This is a genomic window from Polaribacter sp. (assembly GCF_965660385.1).
GTDB lineage: Bacteria > Bacteroidota > Bacteroidia > Flavobacteriales > Flavobacteriaceae > Polaribacter.
In genome coordinates, this window is sequence record NZ_CBFHZT010000041.1 from 1 (window position 1) to 22337 (window position 22337).

The window sequence follows — 22337 nt, forward strand, 5'->3', positions numbered from 1 at the left end:
ATGAGTCCTTACGATTTATCGAAAGCGAGAATAACTTATAGATATTAAAAATTAAATAATTAGAAGATTGAAGGATTATTTTTAGTCTTTTAATTTTTAAATAAAAATTAGAAACGATGAAAGTTAGAGCATCAGTTAAAAAAAGAAGTGCCGACTGCAAAATAGTACGCAGAAAAGGTAGATTATATGTGATTAATAAACAAAATCCTAGATTTAAACAAAGACAAGGGTAATGGCAAGAATAGCAGGTATTGATATTCCAAAGAATAAAAGAGGAGTTATTGCTTTAACTTACATCTTTGGTATAGGGAACAGCAGAGCTAAAAAAATTTTAGCAGAAGCAAAAGTTGATGAAAGTATCAAAGTTCAAGATTGGACAGATGATCAAATCGCAGCAATTAGAGAGCAAGTTGGTACTTTTACCATCGAAGGTGAATTACGTTCAGAAGTTCAAATAAACATTAAGCGTTTAATGGATATTGGATGCCAAAGAGGAATTCGTCATAGGTTAGGTCTTCCTTTAAGAGGTCAAAGAACAAAAAATAATTCTCGTACTAGAAAAGGTAAGAGAAAAACTGTAGCTAACAAGAAAAAATAAGTTAGTGATTAACCTAGTTATGGTTTAGTGTGCCGTATTTACAAATACAACTTACTAAATATAATAACTAAACATTTATATTATGGCAAAAGCAAGTTCAAAAAAACGTAAAGTAATTGTTGATGCAATTGGTGAGGCACACGTAACAGCCTCTTTCAACAACATCATAATTTCTTTAACAAACAAAAAAGGTGACGTAATTTCTTGGTCATCTGCAGGGAAAATGGGTTTTAGAGGTTCTAAAAAGAATACTCCATATGCAGCTCAATTAGCAGCAGAAGATTGTGCAAATGTGGCAAAAGAAGCAGGTTTACGTAAAGTGAAAGTTTTCGTAAAAGGTCCAGGTAATGGTAGAGAATCTGCAATAAGATCTATTCATAATGCAGGTATCGAAGTAACAGAAATTATTGATGTTACCCCAATTCCTCACAATGGATGTCGTCCACCTAAAAGAAGAAGAGTATAATTTACATTAAATGTAAATTAAATACTGAACTTGTTTCAGTAATCTCATTATTAAAATTAATTATATTTTAACTTGATAGGAATACGATTAGCGAAGGATAAGCCTTAATTCATAATCCCTATCTATAACAAATAAGAAATGGCAAGATACACAGGACCAAAAACTAAAATTGCTCGTAAATTTGGTGAAGCAATTTTCGGCGAAGACAAAAACTTCGAAAAAAGAAACTTTCCTCCAGGACAGCATGGAAATGCAAGAAGAAGAGGAAAAAAATCTGAATATGCTACTCAATTAATGGAGAAGCAAAAAGCGAAATATACCTATGGTATTTTAGAGCGTCAATTCAGTAACTTATTTAAAAAAGCATCTGCTTCTCAAGGAATTACTGGTGAAATTTTATTACAATTATGTGAATCTCGTTTGGATAACGTTGTTTACAGAATGGGAATTTCTAAATCAAGAAGTGGAGCTCGTCAACTAGTTTCTCACAGACATATTACCGTAAATGGTGAAATCGTAAACGTACCATCTTATAGTCTTAAAGAAGGTGATGTGGTTGCTGTTAGAGAAAAATCTAAATCTTTAGTTGCTATTGAAGATGCATTAGCGTCTACAAATAATGTTTTTGAATGGTTAACTTTTAATAATGATACCAAAACTGGAACTTTTGTTAAAACTCCTGAAAGATTACAAATTCCAGAAAACATTAAAGAGCAATTAATAGTAGAATTATATTCTAAATAATAAATTTAATCACATTGGTATTTGGCCAAAGGGTTTATTTGTACTTCTTCAAACTTGTAAACCGCGCAACTAAATAACAATTAAAACGAAGAAAAATAATGGCAATTTTAAATTTTCAGAAACCAGATAAAGTAATCATGATTGAATCTACAGATTTTTCTGGTAGATTTGAGTTCAGACCTTTAGAACCAGGTTTTGGTTTAACAGTAGGTAATGCTTTAAGAAGGGTTTTATTATCATCTTTAGAAGGTTTTGCAATCACATCTTTAAGAGTAGATGGTGTAGAGCATGAGTTTTCAACAGTACCTGGTATTGTAGAAGATGTAACAGAAATTATCTTAAACTTAAAACAAGTTCGTTTTAAGAAACAAATAGATGAAACAGACAGAGAAACTGTTTCTGTATCAGTATCTGGTCAAGAGCAATTTACAGCTGGAGATTTACAGAAGTTTATTTCAGGTTTTCAGGTTCTAAATCCAGATTTAGTGATCTGTAATATGGAGAAATCTGTGAAATTAAATGCAGAAATTACCATTGAAAAAGGTAGAGGTTTTGTACCTGCAGAAGAAAATAAAAAAGCTACTGCACCTATAGGTACAATCTTTACAGATTCAATTTACACACCAATCAAGAACGTAAAATACGCTATTGAAAATTTTCGTGTAGAGCAAAAAACGGATTATGAAAAATTGGTATTTGATATCGATACTGATGGTTCAATAAATCCAAAAGATGCATTAACTGAAGCTGCAAAAATATTAATCCACCACTTTATGTTATTCTCTGATGAGCGTATTACTTTAGAGGCAGATGAAATTGCACAAACAGAAACATATGATGAAGAATCATTACACATGCGTCAACTTTTAAAAACGAGATTAATTGATATGGATTTATCTGTTAGAGCTTTAAATTGTTTAAAAGCTGCAGAGGTAGATACCTTAGGAGATTTAGTATCGTTTAATAAAAGTGATTTAATGAAGTTCAGAAACTTTGGTAAAAAATCATTAACCGAATTAGAAGAGTTGGTGATTGTAAAAGGCCTAAGTTTTGGTATGGATTTAACAAAGTACAAATTAGATAGAGACTAATTTAATTAGTTCTAGAGAATATAAATTATTAATCTTTTCATAGTTTGCTCACCAAAGAGGTTCGAAGCAAGATGAAGAAAATAAACGTCAGAAATGAGACACGGAAAAAAACACAATCATTTAGGTAGAAAAACAGCGCACAGAAAGGCGATGTTAGCAAATATGGCTTGTTCTTTAATTGAACATAAGCGTATTAATACTACAGTTGCAAAAGCAAAAGCATTAAGAGTTTTTGTTGAGCCATTAATTACTAAATCTAAAGCAGATACAACTCATAACAGACGTATTGTATTCTCTTATTTAAGAAATAAGTATGCTGTTACAGAGCTTTTTAGAGAAGTTTCTGTAAAAGTAGCAGACAGACCAGGAGGTTATGTTCGTATTATCAAATTAGGAAATCGTCAAGGTGATAATGCTCCTATGGCTATGGTTGAATTGGTTGATTATAACGAAATTTACAATCCAAAAGGTGCTAAGGCTAAAAAATCTACAAGAAGAAGTAGAAGAGGTGGAAGTAAAAAAGCTGAAACAACTTCACAAGTAGAAGACAAAGCAACAGAAGAAAAATCTGAAGAATAAAAAATGAGAATTTTTTAATAAATATAAAAGGGATAAACGTTTGCGTTTATCCCTTTTTTTATGTTCATCTCAATTTTGAACTTAATAATTTAGTTAAAAACGAAATCACATATTGTGAGCCATAAGGTTAATAATTCGTAAATTTGGCTCATAGAAATACAATAGTTATCAATGAAATATCAAACAAGAAAAAAAGCTTTAGTTTTATTAGCAGACGGAACAATTTTTTACGGTAAATCTGTTGGGGTAGAGGGGACATCAACAGGAGAAATTTGTTTTAATACTGGTATGACAGGTTATCAAGAAATTTTTACTGATCCTTCTTATTTTGGCCAATTAATGGTTACTACAAATGCACATATAGGTAATTATGGAGTAAATGACAATGAAGTAGAATCTGATGGAATAAAAATCTCAGGTTTAATTTGTAGAAATTTTAGTTTTACACATTCAAGAGTGGATTCTGATGGCAATCTAAAAAATTGGTTTACAAAGCATAATCTTGTGGCTATCTCTGATGTAGATACAAGAGCTTTAGTTGCTTACATAAGAGATAATGGAGCAATGAATGCCATTATTTCAACCGATATTCATAATATTGATGTGCTTAAAAAGAAGTTAAATAACGTACCAAGCATGGAAGGTTTAGAGTTAGCGTCTAAAGTATCTACAGATAAACCTTATTATGTTGGTGATAGTAATGCTGAAATTAAAATAGCTGCCTTAGATATTGGTATTAAAAAGAATATTTTACGAAATTTAGCGAAAAGAGGCGCTTATATTAAAGTTTTCCCTTACAATTCATCGTTTAAAGATTTAGCTTCATTTAATCCTGATGGATATTTTATTTCCAATGGCCCTGGAGATCCTGAACCTTTGTTAGAAGCTCAGGCAGTAGCAAAGGAAATTATTGATAAAAACTTACCATTATTTGGTATATGTTTAGGGCATCAGGTTATTGCATTATCACAAGGAATTTCTACCTATAAAATGCATAATGGGCATAGAGGAATAAATCATCCTGTAAAAAATTTGTTAACTAGTAAAGGGGAAATTACTTCTCAAAACCACGGTTTTGCAATTAATAGGGAAGAAACCGAAGCTAATAATAATGTAGAAATAACACATGTTCATTTAAATGATCATACTGTTGCAGGTATTCGTTTAAAAGATAAAAATGTGTTTTCTGTCCAATATCACCCAGAGGCAAGTCCTGGGCCACATGATTCTGAATACTTATTCGATCAATTTATCAATAATATTTTAGAGTCAAAGAAAGTTTTGTCGTAATTTAATGGTTACTCAACGACTCTTTATCGTTATTCACCATTTTTTTATTGATTATTTAAATATTCAATCTATATTTGCATTGTGATTGAAAAATCACATTCTTTTTCATAGCAATTTTCCCACTCAGTTTACTGAGTGGGTTTTTTAGTTTTAATAGGAATCGTTTTCGTAATTAATTAAATACAAATTGTTAAATCCTTGCTAGTTTTCGTAAATTAGCAAAGTAAAATAAAAATTAATTAAACCAATAAAAAAATAAAAAATGAGCATTATTATTAGCGTTCACGCACGTCAAATTTTCGATTCAAGAGGTAACCCAACTGTAGAGGTAGATGTAACAACGGAAAACGGAATTTTAGGAAGAGCAGCAGTACCTTCTGGAGCTTCTACAGGAGAACACGAAGCAGTAGAATTGAGAGATGGAGGAAAAGATTACATGGGTAAAGGAGTTTTGAAAGCTGTTGATAATGTTAACAATATTATTGCTGAGGAATTATTAGGTACTTCTGTTTTTGAACAAAATGCAATTGATCAATTAATGATAGATTTAGATGGTACACCAAATAAATCAAAATTAGGAGCCAATGCAATTTTAGGAGTTTCTTTAGCAGCAGCAAAAGCAGCAGCAAATGAATTAGGTATGCCTTTGTATAGATATGTAGGTGGTGTTTCTGCAAATACTCTTCCAGTTCCAATGATGAATATCATTAATGGAGGTTCTCATTCAGATGCTCCAATCGCATTTCAAGAATTTATGATAATGCCGGTAAAAGCTAAAAATTTTACAGAAGCTATGAAAATGGGTTCTGAAATCTTCCATAATTTAAAGAAAGTTTTACACGATAGAAACTTATCTACAGCTGTTGGTGATGAAGGAGGTTTTGCACCAACATTAGATGGTACAGAAGATGCTTTAGATACAATTGCTTTAGCTGTAAAAAATGCAGGTTATTCTTTTGGTGATGAAGTAAAAATTGCTTTAGATTGTGCAGCAGCAGAATTTTATGTTGATGGTGCTTACGATTATACAAAATTTGAAGGAAGTAAAGGTGTGGTAAGAACTAGCCAAGAACAAGCAGATTATTTAGCTGAATTAGCAGCAAACTATCCAATTATATCTATAGAAGATGGTATGGATGAGAATGACTGGGATGGTTGGAAATATCTAACAGAAAAAATTGGGGATAAAGTTCAACTAGTAGGTGATGATTTATTTGTTACAAACGTAGAGCGTTTATCAAGAGGTATTGAAAATAATATTGCAAACTCTATCTTAATTAAAGTTAATCAGATTGGTAGTTTAACAGAAACTATTGCTGCTGTAAATATGGCTAAAAATGCAGGTTATACTTCTGTAATGTCTCACAGATCTGGAGAAACAGAAGATAATACTATAGCAGATTTAGCTGTTGCATTAAATTGTGGCCAAATTAAAACAGGTTCAGCATCTCGTTCAGACAGAATGGCAAAATACAATCAATTGTTAAGAATTGAAGAGGAATTAGCAGAAACAGCTTACTTTCCTCAAGAAAATGCTTTTAAAATCTAATTAAAAGTTATAACCTTAAACATTAAAACCTTGTGATAATTCGCAAGGTTTTTATTTTTTACTACATATTTTGCTTAATCGATTAACCTTATTTTTTAATATTTAAAATCTATCTATTTTCAGCTTTAAAATCTTCAATAATTTGGTATCTTCGCAACACTAACAATTTTTTTAAAAAAATCAATAAATGCCAGATATCGCAAAATTACAGATAGGAGAAAATTTATATGAGTTTCCACTTGTAAAAGGAACTGAAAATGAAGTCGCAATTGATATAAAAACACTGCGATCTGCTACGAATGGAGTCATTACCATTGACCCTGGATATAAAAACACTGGATCATGTGAAAGTGCGATAACTTTTTTAGATGGTGAAAAAGGTGTTTTGAGATACAGAGGTTATTCCATTGAAGAATTGGCAGAAAAAGCAGACTTCTTAGAAACTGCTTATGCATTAATTTTTGGAGATTTACCAACTACAGAAGAGTTAGAAAAATTCCATTCAGATATTAGAAAGCATTCTTTAGTAGATGATGATGTAAGAAAAATTATAGAGGCGTTTCCAAGAAATGCACACCCTATGGGAGTTTTATCTTCTTTAACAAGTGCTTTAACTGCATTTAATCCGGCTTCAGTGAATATTGAATCTAGAGAAGATATGTATCATGCCATTGTTAGAATTTTAGGTAAATTTCCTGTTTTAGTGGCTTGGACAATGCGTAAAAAGCAAGGATTACACTTAAATTATGGAAGAAAAAATTTAGGATATGTAGAAAACCTTATGTACATGATGTTTAAGCAACCTAACGAAGATTTTGTAATTAATCCTATTGTTAAAGATGCTTTAGATAAATTGTTAATTTTACATGCAGATCATGAGCAAAACTGTTCTACATCTACAGTAAGAATAGTAGGTTCATCTCATGCTGGTTTATTTGCGTCACTTTCTGCTGGTATTTCAGCACTTTGGGGACCTTTACATGGTGGTGCAAACCAAGCTGTATTAGAAATGTTGGAAGCAATTAAGGAAGATGGTGGAGATACCAAAAAGTACATGGCGAAGGCTAAAGATAAAAATGATCCTTTTAGGTTAATGGGTTTTGGGCATAGAGTGTATAAAAATTTCGATCCTAGAGCAAAAATTATCAAAAAAGCTGCAGATGAAGTGTTAAATGATTTAGGAGTTAGTGATCCTATTTTAGAAATTGCAAAAGGATTAGAGCAAGAAGCTTTAAATGATCCTTATTTTGTGGATAGAAAATTGTATCCTAACGTAGATTTCTATTCAGGTATTATTTATAGAGCCATGGGAATTCCTGTTGAAATGTTTACAGTAATGTTTGCTTTAGGAAGGTTACCAGGATGGATTGCTCAATGGAAAGAAATGAGATTGAAAAAAGAACCAATTGGTCGTCCAAGACAAATTTATACTGGTGAAAACTATAGAGAATTTGTAGAAATTGAAAAAAGATAAAAAATAGTATTATTTTTACACAAAATTGAAAGCTTCATAAATTTATGAAGCTTTTTTTAATTCTTAAATATGCTAAGACTAAATATTCAAAATGAAACCTCAAGGTTAAGAGCTGTAATTTTAGGCACAGCACTAAGTAATGGAGGTACACCAAAGGTTCAAGATTGCTACGATCCTAAAAGTATTGAGCATGTTTTAGCAGGAACATATCCTAAAGAGGAAGATATGGTTTTAGAAATGGAAGCTGTAGCTGAAGTGTTTAAAAAATATAATGTTCAAATATTTCGGCCAGATGTTATAGAAAATTACAATCAAATATTTTCTAGAGACATAGCTTTTGTGATAGAGGATAAGTTTATTGAGGCAAATATATTGCCTGATAGAGAAAAAGAGTATAAAGCAATTAATCAAGTGATTTCTCAAATTGCCCCAGAGAATATTATCGTTTTACCAGAAGATTGCCATGTAGAAGGTGGAGATGTAATGCCATGGAATGATTATATTTTTGTAGGTACCTATTCTGGTGATGATTATCCGAATTTTATTACGGCAAGAACAAATTTTGCAGCTGTTAAAGAATTGCAAAACTTGTTTCCAAAAAAAATAGTAAAATCTTTTGAGTTAAGAAAATCAAACACAAATCCAAAAGAAAATGCACTTCATTTAGATTGCTGTTTTCAACCCATAGGAAAAGACAAAGCAATATTACACAAAAACGGATTTTTAGTAGAAAGTGAATACGAATGGCTGTTGAATTTTTTTGGAGAAGAAAATGTTTTCGAAATCACTAAAGAAGAAATGTACCAAATGAATAGTAATATTTTTTCTATTTCTGAGGATGTAATTATATCAGAGAAAAATTTTACCAGATTAAACACTTGGCTCAAAAAAAATGGTTTTACTGTAGAAGAAGTAGCTTATGCAGAAATTGCAAAACAAGAAGGTTTATTAAGGTGTTCCACATTACCTTTAATTAGAGATTAAAAAAACCTGCTGTACAGCAGGTTTTTTTGATGAATTTTATTTTTTTTATTCTAAAAGTACTTTATTAATAACGTGAATAACACCATTATTAGCCTGTATATCTGTTGCAGTTATGGTGCTTATTCTATCATTTGAGTCTGTTAAAGTTGCTCCAGCAGATGTTATGTTAACTGTTAAATCCCCTCCTAAAGTTGATACTGGCATGTCATCTGACAAACTAGATTCTAATACATTAAGACCTGGTACAACATGCGTATTTAAGGTTGATCTCAAAGTTTCAGTGTCTATATCACCTAAACTTGATACACTATTAGGTAAATCATCATTAATTAAACTTGTAAAAGCTTCGTTTGTTGGCGCAAAAACAGTGAATGGGGCAGGAGACGTAGATGCATTAGTAGATAAGGTTGCTACATAAGTAAAATCACTTTCTCTTGTTAATGCAGCTTCTAAGCTATCGAAATTAGGGTCTGCTGTAGCAAAGGTAACCACAGTAGGTAAACCAATAACGCTGTCAACTACATGTACAACACCATTATCTGCTAAGACATTAGCAGTGGTAACATTTGATACTCCATTAAATGAAACTCCATCTTCTACATTAATGTAGATAGACATATTAGTTCCAGAGGCATCACTAATAGCATTAGTTTTTGCATAACTTGTACTTAATTCAGTAGATTGAAATCTACCTGATATTACATGGTTTAAAAGAATATTTCTTAATAAAGGAACAGGAACATCATTTACAGATTCAAAATTGTTAGCTTCTAAAAAAATATTAAAAGCCTCATTTGTTGGGGCTAAAACTGTAAAGTCTCCACCCTCAGCTAATGTTGTAACTAAATCAGCTCTTGTTACAGCAGTAACTAAACTAGAAAGGTTGCTATTAATAGCAACATCAACAATGGTATTTGTTTCAGGAACAACAGGGTCGTCATCATCACATGAATAGATAAATAATGACAATAATAAGATTGGAAAAAGTTTTTTAATAAAATTTATCATAGTTTTGATTTTAGTTTTGTTTATCAAAATTAAACAAACATTAAACATTTTAATCTTGTAGTTTTGTTAAATAAAATTAAATAAATGTTAAACAAAAATATTTTTAAACCAGTTTTTATAATTTAAAATTTGATGGGGGAAAGAATTTTCTTAATGGTTTAAGCCTAAAAATTAAATTAATGAATTATAAAAAATATCAATTAAATTATGCATAGTTTTGCGGAATAATCAAAAATAAATGCATCATACTACGAATACAATTTTAATGATTCGTCCTGTAAGTTTTAGGATGAACGAGCAAACTGCTGTTAATAATTATTATCAAGAAGAGTTAAAATTAAAAAATTCTTTGATAAATATTCAAGCTCAGCAGGAGTTTGATAATTTTATAGCCAAATTAAAAAGTTTTGGTATTCAAGTTATTGTTGTGTCTGATAATCATGAATTTGATACTCCAGATGCTGTTTTTCCAAATAATTGGATTTCTTTTCATGCTGATGGTACAGCAGTAATCTACCCAATGTTTGCAGAAAATAGACGTTTGGAAAGACGAGAAGATATTTTAGTGGCTTTGGAGAAAGAGGGGTTTTTAATCAATAATATTGTAGATTATACCTCTGCAGAAGATGAACAAATTTTCTTAGAAGGTACTGGAAGCATGGTTTTAGATAGAACAAACAAAAAGGCGTATTGTGCTTTATCTCCAAGAGCTGATGAGGAATTGTTTATAGAATTTTGCGAAGATTTTGAATACTCACCTATAATTTTTACTGCAAACCAAACAGTTGGCAATAAAAGAGAAGCAATTTATCATACAAATGTTATGATGTGTATTGCAGAAACTTTTGCGGTAGTTTGTCTGTCTGCTATAGATGATAAAAAAGAACGCAAAAATGTGCTAAAACATTTAAAAGAAAATAAAAAACAAATTATTGATATTACAGAAGAGCAGGTAACTCATTTTGCAGGTAATATGTTGCAAGTTTTAGGGAAAAATAATGAACGATTTTTAGTGATGAGCCAAGCTGCAAATAACTGTTTGACCCAAAATCAAAGAACAGCAATCAACAAACATTGCCAAATTATATCTAGTTCTTTAACTACAATAGAGACATGTGGTGGAGGAAGTGCGCGCTGTATGATGGCAGAAGTGTTTTTACCAAAAGTGATTCAAAAATAAAAATATCGGCTAAATTTTAAAATGATTTTATTTTTTTAGCCGATGTTTATAATTTATATGATATAAAATTATTGATGCAAAGCTTCCTCAATAATTTTACCAGTAGCCGAATTTGGAGCTTCAATTTGTAATAAATTCGCAATCGTTGGTGCAATATCTATGATATTATATCGTTTTTTAGAGATTCCAGATGCAATACCATTTCCATAAAAAATAATAGGAACGTGAGTATCATAAGAATAACCAGAGCCATGAGAAGTTCCTGTTCTTCCGCCTGTTAATGTAGCTGGGTAAGGAACCATTAAAACATCACCAGATAGTTTTTGGTTGTATCCATTTTGGAGGGAGTTCAGAATTCCATCCGAAAAATGGCTAGTTTGTAAAGTTTTTGCAGTTACAGCTTTATAAATTCCTTCAAACTCAACAATTTCTTCTACTAATTTTTCCGCAACTTGGTCCTTGGTAAATCCTATAGATTCGATCTTTTCTTTATTTAAAAATATTTGATAGTTAGAAATATTTTCAATCAATTCTACAGAGTTGAAATATTTTTGTGTGATTGCTAAAATACCTGCCTTAAGCTTAGATGAATTTAAATAATGAGCCGGAATTTTTAAAGATTGTAAATAGGCAGGTACATGAACAGCTGCATGATCTGCTGTAAGAAAAACTGTGTATTTGTCTTTCCCAACTTGCTTATCTAAAAAGCTTAATAAATCAGCCAAATCTTTATCAAAACGTAAATAGGTGTCTTCAATTTCTTTAGATGCTGGGCCAAATTTATGACCTATATAATCTGTTGATGAAAAGCTTAGGGCTAAAAAATCTGTATCTTCACTTTTACCTAAATTTTCTCCAATAATTGCAGCCTTAGCAAAGTCAGCTGTATAAGTATTTCCTGCTGGTATAGTTTTTAGTAAATTAAAATTACCATTTTGAGCTCTTAAACTCGGTATATCATGAGGAAAAGATGTGGTATTTTCACCTATAAATTTACCTTCAAAAATATTATCGTCATCAATACTATTTGTGTACGTTTTTATATCGTATAGGGTATTCCAAGGCTGTTTTAAATATTCGTCTACTTTTTTAGTGTTGTTAAAATCAACTACCCATTTTGGTAATTTATCCATATAAAAAGAAGAACTAATCCATTGAGCATCATTTTTACCATAAAACCAGTAGGCAGCATCTGCTGTATGGCCAGCAGGTAAAATAGCAGATCTGTCTTTTATACCAACACCTATTGTTTTCCCTCTCATATTTTGTGCTAATTTCAATTGATCGGTTACTGTGCTTGTAAACAATCTAAAAGGAGACTTTTTACCAGCATTACTTAAATTACCAATGGTTGTATAAGTAGAATCATCTACGCAATAAATGGACTTCTTTAAATATTTATCATACCAATTGTTAGAAATTATTCCATGGTTCGCTGGTGTTGTACCTGTATAAATTGATGTATGACCAACTGCTGTATACGTTGGGATGTAATTATAATGTGCATTTTCTAACGAAAATCCATTTTTTAGGATTCTTTTAAAACCATTTTCTGAGTATCTACTGTAAAATCGTGTTAAATAATCATAACGCATTTGGTCAACAACAATACCAACAACAAGTTTAGGTTTTTGTAATTGCTTTTTTTGAGGTTTACAAGATAAAAAAAGTGTAATTAGTACTATTGAGGAGATAAAATATTTTTTCATAAAAAAGTTACATTAAATAATATGTGCATCAAAAGTAATTAATTTTTACATTGATACAAGGAAACGTATATTGTGTAAATGTTATTTATTAATTTAGCATAAAATCTATTCTGTGAATTATATAGAACATATTGGCAAATATTTTATAATGCTAAAGCAGGTTTTTAAAAGACCTCAAAAAGGGGTTATTTTTTATGAATCTCTTATTAAAGAAATAGAAGAGCTGGGTTTAAAATCTCTTGGTATTATCATGTTTATTTCTTTTTTTATTGGGGGTGTAATAGCTTTACAAACTGCTTTGAACTTAGATAGTGCATTTATACCAAGGTCATTAATTGGTTTTGCAGCTAAAAGATCTATTATTTTAGAGTTTGCACCTACCTTTTGTTCAATTATTTTGGCTGGTAAAGTGGGGTCTTACATAACATCTAGTATTGGCACAATGCGAGTAACAGAACAAATTGATGCGCTTGATGTTATGGGCGTAAATTCGCTAAATCATTTAGTATTACCTAAAGTTGTGGCTACTGTTTTCTTTTATCCTTTTTTAATTTCTTTAGGAATGATGTTGGGGATTTTTGGTGGCTGGATTGCAGGTGTATTATCGGGCTTATTTAGTGGTGTAGATTACATTGAGGGATTACAAACTGATTTTAAACCTTTTTTATTAGTATATGCAATTATAAAAACATTAGTGTTTGCATTTTTAATTGCAACTGTGCCCTCTTACTTTGGTTACTATGTAAAAGGAGGTTCAATTGCAGTAGGAAAAGCAAGTACACAAGCTGTGGTTTGGACTACAATTTTAATAGTAATTGCTAATTATTTTTTAACTCAAATGTTACTTACTTAAATGATAGAAGTTAAAGATTTACAAAAAGGTTTTGGTGATATTGAGGTGTTAAAAGGAATCACAACAACGTTTCACCCAGGAAAAACAAGTTTAATTATTGGGCAAAGTGGAGCTGGAAAAACAGTTTTTTTAAAATCCCTAATAGGTTTACATACTCCTGAGGGTGGTACAATTTCTTTTGATGGAAGAATTAATACAAAATTTACGATAGAAGAAAAACGACAATGGCGTCAAGAAATTGGCATGGTTTTTCAAGGAGGTGCCTTATTTGATTCTCAAACTGTAGAAGAGAATGTAATGTTTCCGCTAAAAATGTTTACAAAAAAATCTCAAGGAGAGATGTTAGAACGTGTAAATTTTGTGTTAGATAGAGTAAACTTAGAAAATTCTAATAATAAATTACCAGCAGAACTCTCTGGAGGGATGCAAAAAAGAGTTGCCATAGCTAGAGCAATAGTAATGAATCCCAAATATTTATTTTGTGATGAACCTAACTCTGGATTAGACCCAGAAACTGCTACTGTAATCGATAATTTAATTCAAGAAATTACAGATGAATATCAAATAACTACAGTGATTAATACGCATGATATGAACTCTGTGATGGAAATAGGAGAAAAAATCCTATTTCTAAAAAATGGTAGAAAAGCATGGGAAGGAAACAGCGAAGAAATGTTCAGAACTGACAATGAGGCTGTTGTAAACTTTGTGTATTCATCTAATTTATTTAAAAAGGTTCGAGAAGCTTATTTAAATGAAACAAAGTAAAAAAAGGTTTGTTTTTTTAAAAATAACATATATATTTGCACCCGCTTACGGAAAAAGATTGACCTGGTAGCTCAGTTGGTAGAGCATCTCCCTTTTAAGGAGAGGGTCCTGGGTTCGAGCCCCAGCCCGGTCACAATAATTAGAAAACTCTACAATTTTTTGTAGAGTTTTTTTTTGATTTTATTAAGATGCTTTGATTGTAATATCCTTTATTTTTATAGTTAACTAAAAATAAAATGAGTAAACTAATTTTAATTATTTCAATTTTAAGTATTATGCAGCAAACAAGTCATACTATTGTTAATTTCTCTAAAGATTCAGATACTACTTATTGGAGAGTAGTTGATGATGTGGTTATGGGAGGCGTATCGCAAGGTAACTTTGAAATTAACAAAGAAGGAAATGGTTTTTATTTTGGAAACGTTTCTTTAGAGAATAATGGTGGTTTTTCATCGCTTAGATACAAATTCAAACCAATTTCGGTTACTAAATTCTCTAAAGTAGTATTGAAAATTAAAGGTGATGGAAAAAACTATCAATTTAGGATAAAAGATAAACAAAGAAATTATTATTCTTACGTAAAAAAGTTTTCGACTTCAGGTGATTGGGAAATTATTACAATTGATTTGGCAGAGATGTATCCAGTATTTAGAGGTAGAACATTAAATATGGATAATTTTTCATCAGAAACTATTGAAGAAATTGCGATACTCATTGGCAATAAAAAAGCACAAAATTTTCAACTAGAAATAGATCATATTTATCTTAAATAATTTCAAGCTTTTTCAAAACACTTTTTTGTATCTTTCCCAAGTTTTTAGCGAAACATATGGAAGAAGATATTCAAAAAAACACACAAGCTCAACCAGAGCATAATCAAGAGAATAATACTACAGAAACTGCAAAGCAAAACATTCAGAAAGATGCCCAGGGGCTTTTTGAAAGTGTTAAAAAGTTTCTACATGAACTCTTAGATTTTAGACACGATACCGATCACGAAGCTACTATTGAAGCTATAAAAGCAGATATTCCGTTTAAAGGAGCTACTGCTTGGATTCTTATTTTTGCTGTTTTTGTGGCTTCAGTAGGGTTAAATGCCAATTCAACTGCGGTTGTAATTGGTGCCATGTTAATATCACCTTTAATGGGTCCCATTTTAGGGATAGGAATGTCTTTTGCGCTAAATGATATCATTACCTTTAAAAAGTCGTTGATTAATTTAGGAACAATGATTGGGCTAAGTCTGTTTGCCTCATTTTTATTCTTTTATTTTTTTCCTTTAAGCGAAGATAATTCAGAATTATTAGGTAGAGTAAGTCCTGACATTCGAGATGTGCTGATTGCATTTTTTGGTGGTTTAGCCTTAATGGTAGCAAGAACCAAAAAAGGCACTATAGCTTCTGTAATTTTTGGGGTTGCTATTGCTACAGCATTAATGCCTCCTTTATGTACTGCTGGCTATGGTTTAGCAAAAGGGAATTTTACTTACTTTTTAGGTGCCATGTATTTGTTTACGATAAATACCATTTTTATTGCTTTGGCAACCTTTTTAGTGTTAAAACTATTAAGTTTCCCTATGCATAAATATGCAAATGCAGCAAAGAGAAAACGATATGCAACCATTGCAACTGTAATTGGGGTTGCAGTAATGATACCTGCAATTTTTACGTTTGTAAGAGTTTTTAATGAAAGTCAGATAGATTTGCAAGTCAATAATTTTATCAACACAGAAATAAAAGCTATTGAAAATTTTCAGTTGATTGGCGATCCAGAAGTTGATATTGATAAAAAAGAAATACGTTTAAGTTTCTTTAATGAGGTAACCAATGGAGAACGAAATTTATTGATCAATCAATTAAAAAATAAAGAGTATCAAAAAATAAAAGATTTTCAATTAAAAATAAAAGGGAGTGACACCAAAAGTTTTGAGCTAATAACTACTGCATACAAAGAAAAAAGAGAAGAATTACAAGAGAGTAAAAATATCATTGCAGGTTTACAAAAGCAAATTACAGATTTACAAAAAACAATTTCTTCATTAAATAATAGAATTGAGCAAGATGCTTTAAATAAAAATCAAGATGCTATTAAGTTTAGTAGTATTGCTAAGGTTGCAAAAATTCGATATTCAGATATCGAAGCCATTGGTTTTGCGAATGTATTGTCTTCTTCAGATTTTATTAAGATAGATACAATTCCTGTAGCTACTATAAAGTGGAATTTGAGTTTACCTGATAGTATTGTTGCTCCTAAAGAAAGAGAATTAAGAACTTGGTTGCAACAAGAAATGAAGTTAGATACCTTATTTATTAAAAGAGAATAGCTTTTACAGATGTAGGATTACTTCTACATTTTGATTAAAAAGATATACTCTTTTTGTGTGCAGTTGTAAACATTCATATCGTGTTCTGCGTTTTTTGCCTCTTTTATAAATAATATTTTTAAAAATGAAGGTGCCTCCAAAAGGAATTTCAAAGATAAAATGTTTTCCCTCTTCAGCTTTGTTTTCTCTTAAAGCTAAAGATAAATTGGCATCAGAATCTGTGCTTGCTTTCGGGTTTTTTAAATATTTTGCTAAATAAGGTAGCATTTCTTTCGTAAAAATTTCTGGTTGTAAGAAAGGTAACATTAAGTGTTGAAAAACTTTTTTCCATTCTTTACCATGAGGTTGCACTCTTCCAAATTTTTGATGTGTAATATGATGTGCAATTTCGTGCACTAAAGTCAATAAAAATTGATATTTGTTAAGATTATTATTTACTGTGATTTGAAATTTTCCATTTGGTAGTTTTCTAAAATCGCCATGTTTTGTTTCACGCTGATTTACAATTTTTAAGCTAAAATTGTTTTGTTCAATTAAAAATTGAACCATCATAACTGATTTTTCTGGAATGTATTTTAATAGGGTGTTTTTCAAAATACGAAATAATAAAATTTAAGGAGTAGAGCTAGAAACTTCTAGTACTTTACCATTGTAGAATAGGTGTCCTTTTAAAGAAAAATCATAAATATAGTCTGCCATTTCTTTAGCAGACAAAGGAGCTTTATAATCAGGAAAAGCTTCTGCTAACATTTCTGTTTGTACTGCTCCTAAAGCCAATACATTAAAAGCAATTTGCTGCTCTTTGTACTCTTCTGCTAATAATTCTGATAAAGTAATTACAGCACCTTTGGCTGATGAATATGCAGCTAAACCAGGAAATTTCATACTACCTTGAACGCCTCCCATAGAACTTATGGTAACTACATGGCTTTTTTTGACTAAAAAAGGAATCAAACGTTTAGTGAGTTCTGCAACGCCAAATACATTGACTTTATAAACTTCTAAAAAATCTTTAGAAGTTAAGTCTGTAAAAGGTTTGTTGATTAATTTTCCTGCATTATGAATTAAAACATCTACTGTATTCCAATTCTGTTTAACAAAATCAATAACTTTATTAAAGTCGTCTTCTTTAGAAATATCTACAGAAAGTGTACTTATATTTTTAATGTTTAAAGCATTTAAAGGATTCGTATTTCTAGAAAGTGCTAAAACTTGATGTCCTTGGTTTGCAAAGATTTTAGCCAATTCAAACCCTATACCTCTGCTTGTACCTGTAATTACAATATTCTTCATTTAAAATTCAAAATTTTTACAAGAGCAATCTACTTAAATTTTCATACATTTAAGAATTAAAATCAATCAAATGAAAAAAACAATTGTACTTTTTATCGCATTTCTTTTTATACAGAGCAGTATTGCACAAACTACTTATATTTTATGTGGAAAATTGGTGGATACCAAAGCAGGGAAAATCCACACGAAAAAAACAATTTTAGTACAAGACCATAAAATTACAAATGTATTAGATGGTTTTGCAATGCCAAAAGGTGGGAAATTAATAGATTTAAGAGATAAAGTAGTACTACCCGGTTTAATCGATTTTCATGTGCATATAGAGCAAGAGTTTTCTGCTAGAACAAGAATTGAGCGTTATATTTTAAATGAAGCAGATGTTGCTTTTAATGCTGTTGGTTTTGCAAAAACTACTTTGCTAAATGGTTTTACAACAGTAAGGGATTTAGGAGGTACAGGAGTTAATATTTCTATAAGAAATGCTATTAATAAAGGTAAAATTCCAGGGCCAAGAGTGTTTACAGCTGGTAAATCTTTGGCCACAACTGGTGGGCATGCAGATCCTACAAATGGAAGCAGTAGAAAATTAATTGGAAATCCTGGACCAAAAGAAGGGGTCGTAAATTCTGTTGAAGATGCTAAAAAAGCGGTAAGACAACGTTATAAAAATGGTGCAGATTGTATAAAAATTACAGCTACTGGTGGCGTTTTAAGTGTGGCAAAGTCAGGTGATAACCCTCAGTTTACTATTGAAGAGGTCAAAGCAATTTGCGATACAGCAAAAGATTATGGTATGCATGTTGCAGCGCATGCGCATGGAGATGAAGGTATGCAAAGAGCCATTATTGGGGGTGTAAAAACTATTGAGCATGGTACGTATATGAGTGATGAAACCATGGAATTGATGAAAAAACACGATGCCTATTTAGTACCAACCATTACTGCAGGAAAAGAAGTAGAAGAGAAGGCTAAGATTAAAGGGTTTTATCCAGATATTGTTGTTCCTAAAGCATTAGCAGTTGGACCTCAAATTCAAGGTACTTTTGCAAGAGCTTATAAAAAAGGAGTAGGTATTGCATTTGGTACTGATGCTGGTGTATTTGCTCATGGTAATAATGGAAAAGAATTTGCCTTTATGGTAGAAGCTGGAATGCCTGCTATAAAAGCCATTCAATCTGCAACTATAACAAATGCTATGTTGCTAAAAATGGAAAATGAATTAGGACAAATTAAAAAAGGTTTTTTTGCGGATATTATTGCTGTAAACGATGATCCAACAAAAGACATTTCCACTATGGAAAATATTGTTTTTGTAATGAAAAATGGGGTGGTTTATAAAAAGTAAATTTTTAGACCCATCTTATTTCAACTAAAATTGAGAAATCTTATGATTAGATTGAGATTTCTCAATCTCACTGTGTTTCCTTATGAATGATAAATAGTTGATTAGTTAGTTTTTTAAGAAATAGAAATTTAATGTGTTGCTCAACAATTACAATTCACTATTCTTCCTCCTCAAAAATGATGTGTTGATAGGCACCAATATCGGGATTTGTTGTTCTATCAATACCTAAAATATCAAATGAGAAAATGGTATTTTTTGCTTTATTAATAGCGTCAGAATCTTGACCAATGATAAAATCTTCATTTTGAGAATCTCTGAAATTAGAAATTCCATTGAGGATAATATTTGAATAATTAGTGTTATTTGCAAAATCCATTTCTACATTATCTGCAAAAGAATCATCTGTATCATTAAACTTTATCATACAATTATTGATGCTATAATTAAACTCACTACCATCAACTTTATCTAAAATAAACTCAACATTATTACTGCCATCAAAAATACAGTTGGTAAAATTAGCGGCATTTAAGTTTCTTGTTTCTATAATTTCATTGCCATTAGCATCGTTATAAGCAAAAAAATTGTTAACTAAAACAGCGGGTAATTGTCGAATCCCATTATTCCAAAAGTTGGCAAAAGTGCTGTGTGTAAAATTATAAGTACCACCAATGGTTGCAGCTAATGAAGCTTGTCCAGCAGAACCAATAACCACATTATGTGCCTCAATATTCGTATCACGAGCCAAAATACCAAAGTTAGAATGGTTGTAAATTTCGGTATTTTGCAATTTTAAAGTAGGGGTAGAGGCAGTACCAATACTATCAACTAAAATACCAATAATGGCATTTTTTATTTCAGCATGTTTTATTTCGTTGTTTTTGCTTCCTGCTCGCATCCAAATTGTACCCCATTGACCAGGAGTTTGGCTAAAACGATTTTCTAATCTATCTCCTTCAAAAGTAACTTTTTGGCTTAATGTTCCATTTACTTTTAGGGTTGCTTTGTCGTCAATAATTAATCCAGAATTATCATGAAAATATATTTTAGAACCAGCCTCAATAGTTAAGGTTTTATTTGCGGGTACAGCTGCATAGCCATAAATAACAGTTGGTTTTGTATTTGTAATGGTGAGTTCTGTATCTGTTAAAAAACGGCCTTTAATTGTGGTTGCTTGTCCATCAATGGTTAGACTATCAATTTTTCGGGTAATAGGATCGCGATCAGGAAAAATAAAATTAGCATCTTGTACTAAAGTTACCAAATCTACATCTTGCTGATTGGTACCTGTATCAAACAAAATTCGATCTGTATACAAGGGCTCTTTAATGGAGTTGACATCAATAGTGGTTTCAACAAAAACAAAAATACTGTCTTTTGCCAAAATATCAATGTTGTTAAATTCTTTGCCAGGTATACCATCAACATTTAACCTGTAGTTAGAGTTTATACCTTTTTCTAAAGAAATTTCAGGTATGGTAATGGCTTTATTCCCTCTATTATATACTTTTAAATTATAGGTAGCAGAACCAATATTTGTAAAAATTGTATCTAAAAAAACGGTATCTTTAGAGAACTCTAAACTTCCAAAATTAGGGATTGTAGAAAAATCTTTTCTACAAGAACTTACTGAAATTAAAGCAACACAGAGAATAAAAGTAATAAAATAACGCATGTAATTGTTTTCAATTTAATTAATCACAATAGATAATTTAATTTTCGATTGCGCTCAACCAGACATTTAACTAATAATATAAAAATAGAACTTTAAAACGAAAGGTTTATTATTTTTTAATCAATTTGATTTCGAAAAGTTTTCCCCAGTTCTTACCCGTCACAAAAAGTCTGTCGTTTTCTTTATCGTAAGCAATACCGTTTAAAACATCATCTTGATCTACCAGTTTTTGGGTTTTTTCCATTTCTTTTACAAGGTTTGTTAAATTTACAATACCTTCAACAACGCCAGTTTTAGGATTAATTATAGCAATTAGGGGTTTTTGCCAATAATTGGCATAAATTTTACCATCTATAAAATCTAGTTCGTTTAGTTGCTTTAAAGAAACCTTATTGGTGTAGCTTTGTATGGAGCGTTTTTCTTGTAAAGTTTCAGGGTCTAGAAACCAAATTTTGTTCGTTCCGTCAGATTTTATCAACGCTGTTCCATTATTAGTTAAACCCCAACCTTCTTTACTGTTGTTGTAATCGAATTCTTTTTCTAACGTAAACGTTTTTAAATCATAGACAAAACCTTTTTTAGCTTCCCAAGTTAACCAATAAATCTTATCATTTAAAATCGTCATTCCTTCACCAAAATATTGTTTATCTAAATCAATTTTTTGTAAAACTTTACCTGTGTTAATTGCTACCTTTCTTAAGGTAGATTGTCCTCTTCTTCCAGTAGTTTCATACAAGTAACCCTTGTAATATTCTAACCCTTGTGTATACGCTTTGGTATCATGAGGAAAAGAATTTATAATTTCAAAGGTGTAAATAGCTGGTTTTTTATCAGCAAAAACTTCAAAAGAATTATTTATTTTTTTGGTTTTACCAGGATAAAATGCTAAAGCAGAAACCGAGTGTTTACCAATACCAAAGTCAGAAGATTTTAATGTAATAGTGTTACCTTGGGTGTCAATTTCTTTACCATCTACAAAAAGTTGTATCTTATCTAAAGGTTTATCGTTTGCTTCTTTTACGCTAATGGTAACCTCGCCATTTAGTGAAGTTTTTTTGGTAACCGCTAACGTTAATTTGTATTTGTCATCACAACTTGTAAAAAAAAGTAGGATTAAAGTTGCTGTAAAAAAAGCAATTTTCTTCATGATATTATATTTTTTATGATTTTTCGGTTGGTCAAAACTGTACTAAAATCTTAATTTAATGAGTATTTTCAACAAAAAAACAACATTTACAAAGAAAAGCAACTTATTTATTTGTAAATTAAAAAATATCGTTAAATTTGCATCCTCAAAATAGTAATAGTTAACTATTTAAGAATTTTAGTAAAGCCTTACCAACTTTACTTTGCAAACATAACATTAAAGAATTAAAATATTATAAAATGAAAAAAGGAATTCATCCAG

General features: G+C 30.7%; 22 protein-coding genes and 1 tRNA gene. 17 read left to right on the forward strand and 6 right to left on the reverse strand.

Annotated elements, in window-relative coordinates; translation table 11 throughout:
* Positions 1 to 116 precede the first annotated feature (116 nt).
* From ykgO to ACTG3V_RS11655, 10 genes are all read left to right on the forward strand, one after another.
* Entirely contained in the window at positions 117 to 233 is a 117-nt protein-coding gene (gene ykgO / locus ACTG3V_RS11610) for a type B 50S ribosomal protein L36 (RefSeq protein WP_004568720.1), read from the forward strand.
* On the forward strand, positions 233 to 598 hold the full coding sequence (gene rpsM / locus ACTG3V_RS11615) for a 30S ribosomal protein S13 (RefSeq protein ID WP_439132333.1): 366 nt from the start codon (positions 233 to 235) through the stop codon (positions 596 to 598). Before ykgO ends, rpsM begins: the two co-directional genes overlap by 1 nt.
* A gap of 82 nt (positions 599 to 680) precedes the next feature.
* Complete coding sequence (gene rpsK / locus ACTG3V_RS11620) at positions 681 to 1064, forward strand: 30S ribosomal protein S11 (protein ID WP_439132334.1); 384 nt, start codon at positions 681 to 683, stop codon at positions 1062 to 1064.
* A 138-nt stretch (positions 1065 to 1202) separates the two neighbouring features.
* Complete coding sequence (gene rpsD / locus ACTG3V_RS11625) at positions 1203 to 1808, forward strand: 30S ribosomal protein S4 (protein WP_439132335.1); 606 nt, start codon at positions 1203 to 1205, stop codon at positions 1806 to 1808.
* A gap of 98 nt (positions 1809 to 1906) precedes the next feature.
* On the forward strand, positions 1907 to 2899 hold the full coding sequence (locus tag ACTG3V_RS11630) for a DNA-directed RNA polymerase subunit alpha (RefSeq protein ID WP_439132336.1): 993 nt from the start codon (positions 1907 to 1909) through the stop codon (positions 2897 to 2899).
* A 93-nt stretch (positions 2900 to 2992) separates the two neighbouring features.
* The gene (rplQ, locus tag ACTG3V_RS11635; protein ID WP_439132337.1) at positions 2993 to 3478 is read left to right on the forward strand and encodes a 50S ribosomal protein L17; all 486 of its coding nucleotides are present in this window, start codon (positions 2993 to 2995) and stop codon (positions 3476 to 3478) included.
* A 171-nt stretch (positions 3479 to 3649) separates the two neighbouring features.
* Positions 3650 to 4768 (forward strand): glutamine-hydrolyzing carbamoyl-phosphate synthase small subunit, encoded by a 1119-nt coding sequence (carA, locus tag ACTG3V_RS11640; RefSeq protein ID WP_439132338.1) that lies wholly within the window; start codon positions 3650 to 3652, stop codon positions 4766 to 4768.
* A gap of 262 nt (positions 4769 to 5030) precedes the next feature.
* Positions 5031 to 6317: a phosphopyruvate hydratase gene (gene eno, locus ACTG3V_RS11645; protein WP_439132339.1), complete on the forward strand. Its 1287-nt coding sequence runs from the start codon at positions 5031 to 5033 to the stop codon at positions 6315 to 6317.
* A gap of 187 nt (positions 6318 to 6504) precedes the next feature.
* Positions 6505 to 7791 (forward strand): citrate synthase, encoded by a 1287-nt coding sequence (locus ACTG3V_RS11650; RefSeq protein WP_439132340.1) that lies wholly within the window; start codon positions 6505 to 6507, stop codon positions 7789 to 7791.
* A 69-nt stretch (positions 7792 to 7860) separates the two neighbouring features.
* Positions 7861 to 8775 (forward strand): dimethylarginine dimethylaminohydrolase family protein, encoded by a 915-nt coding sequence (locus ACTG3V_RS11655; RefSeq protein WP_439132341.1) that lies wholly within the window; start codon positions 7861 to 7863, stop codon positions 8773 to 8775.
* A 45-nt stretch (positions 8776 to 8820) separates the two neighbouring features.
* On the opposite strand, the gene ACTG3V_RS11660 is transcribed toward ACTG3V_RS11655, so the two are convergent.
* On the reverse strand, positions 8821 to 9783 hold the full coding sequence (locus ACTG3V_RS11660; protein WP_439132342.1) for a fasciclin domain-containing protein: 963 nt from the start codon (positions 9781 to 9783) through the stop codon (positions 8821 to 8823).
* Positions 9784 to 10021: 238 nt separating this feature from the next.
* Here ACTG3V_RS11660 and ctlX point away from each other — a divergent pair, with 238 nt between their 5' ends.
* Complete coding sequence (gene ctlX / locus ACTG3V_RS11665; protein ID WP_439132343.1) at positions 10022 to 10963, forward strand: citrulline utilization hydrolase CtlX; 942 nt, start codon at positions 10022 to 10024, stop codon at positions 10961 to 10963.
* A 68-nt stretch (positions 10964 to 11031) separates the two neighbouring features.
* On the opposite strand, the gene pafA is transcribed toward ctlX, so the two are convergent.
* Complete coding sequence (gene pafA / locus ACTG3V_RS11670) at positions 11032 to 12672, reverse strand: alkaline phosphatase PafA (RefSeq protein WP_439132344.1); 1641 nt, start codon at positions 12670 to 12672, stop codon at positions 11032 to 11034.
* Between the two features lie 112 nt (positions 12673 to 12784).
* Here pafA and ACTG3V_RS11675 point away from each other — a divergent pair, with 112 nt between their 5' ends.
* From ACTG3V_RS11675 to ACTG3V_RS11695, 5 genes are all read left to right on the forward strand, one after another.
* Entirely contained in the window at positions 12785 to 13525 is a 741-nt protein-coding gene (locus ACTG3V_RS11675; protein WP_439132345.1) for an MlaE family ABC transporter permease, read from the forward strand.
* Positions 13526 to 14293, forward strand: coding sequence for an ABC transporter ATP-binding protein (locus ACTG3V_RS11680; RefSeq protein ID WP_439132346.1), 768 nt, complete (start codon positions 13526 to 13528; stop codon positions 14291 to 14293).
* Positions 14294 to 14353: 60 nt separating this feature from the next.
* Positions 14354 to 14426, forward strand: a tRNA-Lys gene (locus tag ACTG3V_RS11685).
* 103 nt (positions 14427 to 14529) lie between these two features.
* Positions 14530 to 15066 carry a CIA30 family protein gene (locus ACTG3V_RS11690; protein ID WP_439132347.1) on the forward strand — a complete coding sequence of 179 codons (537 nt, stop codon included), beginning with the start codon at positions 14530 to 14532 and terminating at the stop codon, positions 15064 to 15066.
* A gap of 56 nt (positions 15067 to 15122) precedes the next feature.
* Complete coding sequence (locus ACTG3V_RS11695) at positions 15123 to 16616, forward strand: DUF389 domain-containing protein (protein WP_439132348.1); 1494 nt, start codon at positions 15123 to 15125, stop codon at positions 16614 to 16616.
* Positions 16617 to 16619: 3 nt separating this feature from the next.
* On the opposite strand, the gene ACTG3V_RS11700 is transcribed toward ACTG3V_RS11695, so the two are convergent.
* Positions 16620 to 17165 (reverse strand): SprT-like domain-containing protein, encoded by a 546-nt coding sequence (locus ACTG3V_RS11700; RefSeq protein WP_439132353.1) that lies wholly within the window; start codon positions 17163 to 17165, stop codon positions 16620 to 16622.
* A 63-nt stretch (positions 17166 to 17228) separates the two neighbouring features.
* Positions 17229 to 17909 (reverse strand): SDR family NAD(P)-dependent oxidoreductase, encoded by a 681-nt coding sequence (locus tag ACTG3V_RS11705; protein ID WP_439132349.1) that lies wholly within the window; start codon positions 17907 to 17909, stop codon positions 17229 to 17231.
* A 70-nt stretch (positions 17910 to 17979) separates the two neighbouring features.
* On the opposite strand from ACTG3V_RS11705, the gene ACTG3V_RS11710 reads away from it, so the two are divergent.
* Complete coding sequence (locus ACTG3V_RS11710; protein ID WP_439132350.1) at positions 17980 to 19254, forward strand: amidohydrolase family protein; 1275 nt, start codon at positions 17980 to 17982, stop codon at positions 19252 to 19254.
* A 157-nt stretch (positions 19255 to 19411) separates the two neighbouring features.
* Here the strand turns inward: ACTG3V_RS11710 and ACTG3V_RS11715 are convergent, their stop codons facing one another.
* Positions 19412 to 20929, reverse strand: coding sequence for a hypothetical protein (locus ACTG3V_RS11715; protein ID WP_439132351.1), 1518 nt, complete (start codon positions 20927 to 20929; stop codon positions 19412 to 19414).
* 109 nt (positions 20930 to 21038) lie between these two features.
* Complete coding sequence (locus ACTG3V_RS11720; protein WP_439132352.1) at positions 21039 to 22076, reverse strand: glutaminyl-peptide cyclotransferase; 1038 nt, start codon at positions 22074 to 22076, stop codon at positions 21039 to 21041.
* Positions 22077 to 22337: the final 261 nt, after the last annotated feature.

Bases quoted from the DNA above. Each gene is read 5' to 3' on its own strand.
- ykgO (WP_004568720.1), top strand. From the start codon at position 117: ATGAAAGTTAGAGCATCAGTTAAAAAAAGAAGTGCCGACTGCAAAATA.
- rpsM (WP_439132333.1), top strand. From the start codon at position 233: ATGGCAAGAATAGCAGGTATTGATATTCCAAAGAATAAAAGAGGAGTT.
- rpsK (WP_439132334.1), top strand. From the start codon at position 681: ATGGCAAAAGCAAGTTCAAAAAAACGTAAAGTAATTGTTGATGCAATT.
- rpsD (WP_439132335.1), top strand. From the start codon at position 1,203: ATGGCAAGATACACAGGACCAAAAACTAAAATTGCTCGTAAATTTGGT.
- ACTG3V_RS11630 (WP_439132336.1), top strand. From the start codon at position 1,907: ATGGCAATTTTAAATTTTCAGAAACCAGATAAAGTAATCATGATTGAA.
- rplQ (WP_439132337.1), top strand. From the start codon at position 2,993: ATGAGACACGGAAAAAAACACAATCATTTAGGTAGAAAAACAGCGCAC.
- carA (WP_439132338.1), top strand. From the start codon at position 3,650: ATGAAATATCAAACAAGAAAAAAAGCTTTAGTTTTATTAGCAGACGGA.
- eno (WP_439132339.1), top strand. From the start codon at position 5,031: ATGAGCATTATTATTAGCGTTCACGCACGTCAAATTTTCGATTCAAGA.
- ACTG3V_RS11650 (WP_439132340.1), top strand. From the start codon at position 6,505: ATGCCAGATATCGCAAAATTACAGATAGGAGAAAATTTATATGAGTTT.
- ACTG3V_RS11655 (WP_439132341.1), top strand. From the start codon at position 7,861: ATGCTAAGACTAAATATTCAAAATGAAACCTCAAGGTTAAGAGCTGTA.
- ACTG3V_RS11660 (WP_439132342.1), bottom strand. From the start codon at position 9,783: ATGATAAATTTTATTAAAAAACTTTTTCCAATCTTATTATTGTCATTA.
- ctlX (WP_439132343.1), top strand. From the start codon at position 10,022: ATGCATCATACTACGAATACAATTTTAATGATTCGTCCTGTAAGTTTT.
- pafA (WP_439132344.1), bottom strand. From the start codon at position 12,672: ATGAAAAAATATTTTATCTCCTCAATAGTACTAATTACACTTTTTTTA.
- ACTG3V_RS11680 (WP_439132346.1), top strand. From the start codon at position 13,526: ATGATAGAAGTTAAAGATTTACAAAAAGGTTTTGGTGATATTGAGGTG.
- ACTG3V_RS11690 (WP_439132347.1), top strand. From the start codon at position 14,530: ATGAGTAAACTAATTTTAATTATTTCAATTTTAAGTATTATGCAGCAA.
- ACTG3V_RS11695 (WP_439132348.1), top strand. From the start codon at position 15,123: ATGGAAGAAGATATTCAAAAAAACACACAAGCTCAACCAGAGCATAAT.
- ACTG3V_RS11700 (WP_439132353.1), bottom strand. From the start codon at position 17,165: ATGGTTCAATTTTTAATTGAACAAAACAATTTTAGCTTAAAAATTGTA.
- ACTG3V_RS11705 (WP_439132349.1), bottom strand. From the start codon at position 17,909: ATGAAGAATATTGTAATTACAGGTACAAGCAGAGGTATAGGGTTTGAA.
- ACTG3V_RS11710 (WP_439132350.1), top strand. From the start codon at position 17,980: ATGAAAAAAACAATTGTACTTTTTATCGCATTTCTTTTTATACAGAGC.
- ACTG3V_RS11715 (WP_439132351.1), bottom strand. From the start codon at position 20,929: ATGCGTTATTTTATTACTTTTATTCTCTGTGTTGCTTTAATTTCAGTA.
- ACTG3V_RS11720 (WP_439132352.1), bottom strand. From the start codon at position 22,076: ATGAAGAAAATTGCTTTTTTTACAGCAACTTTAATCCTACTTTTTTTT.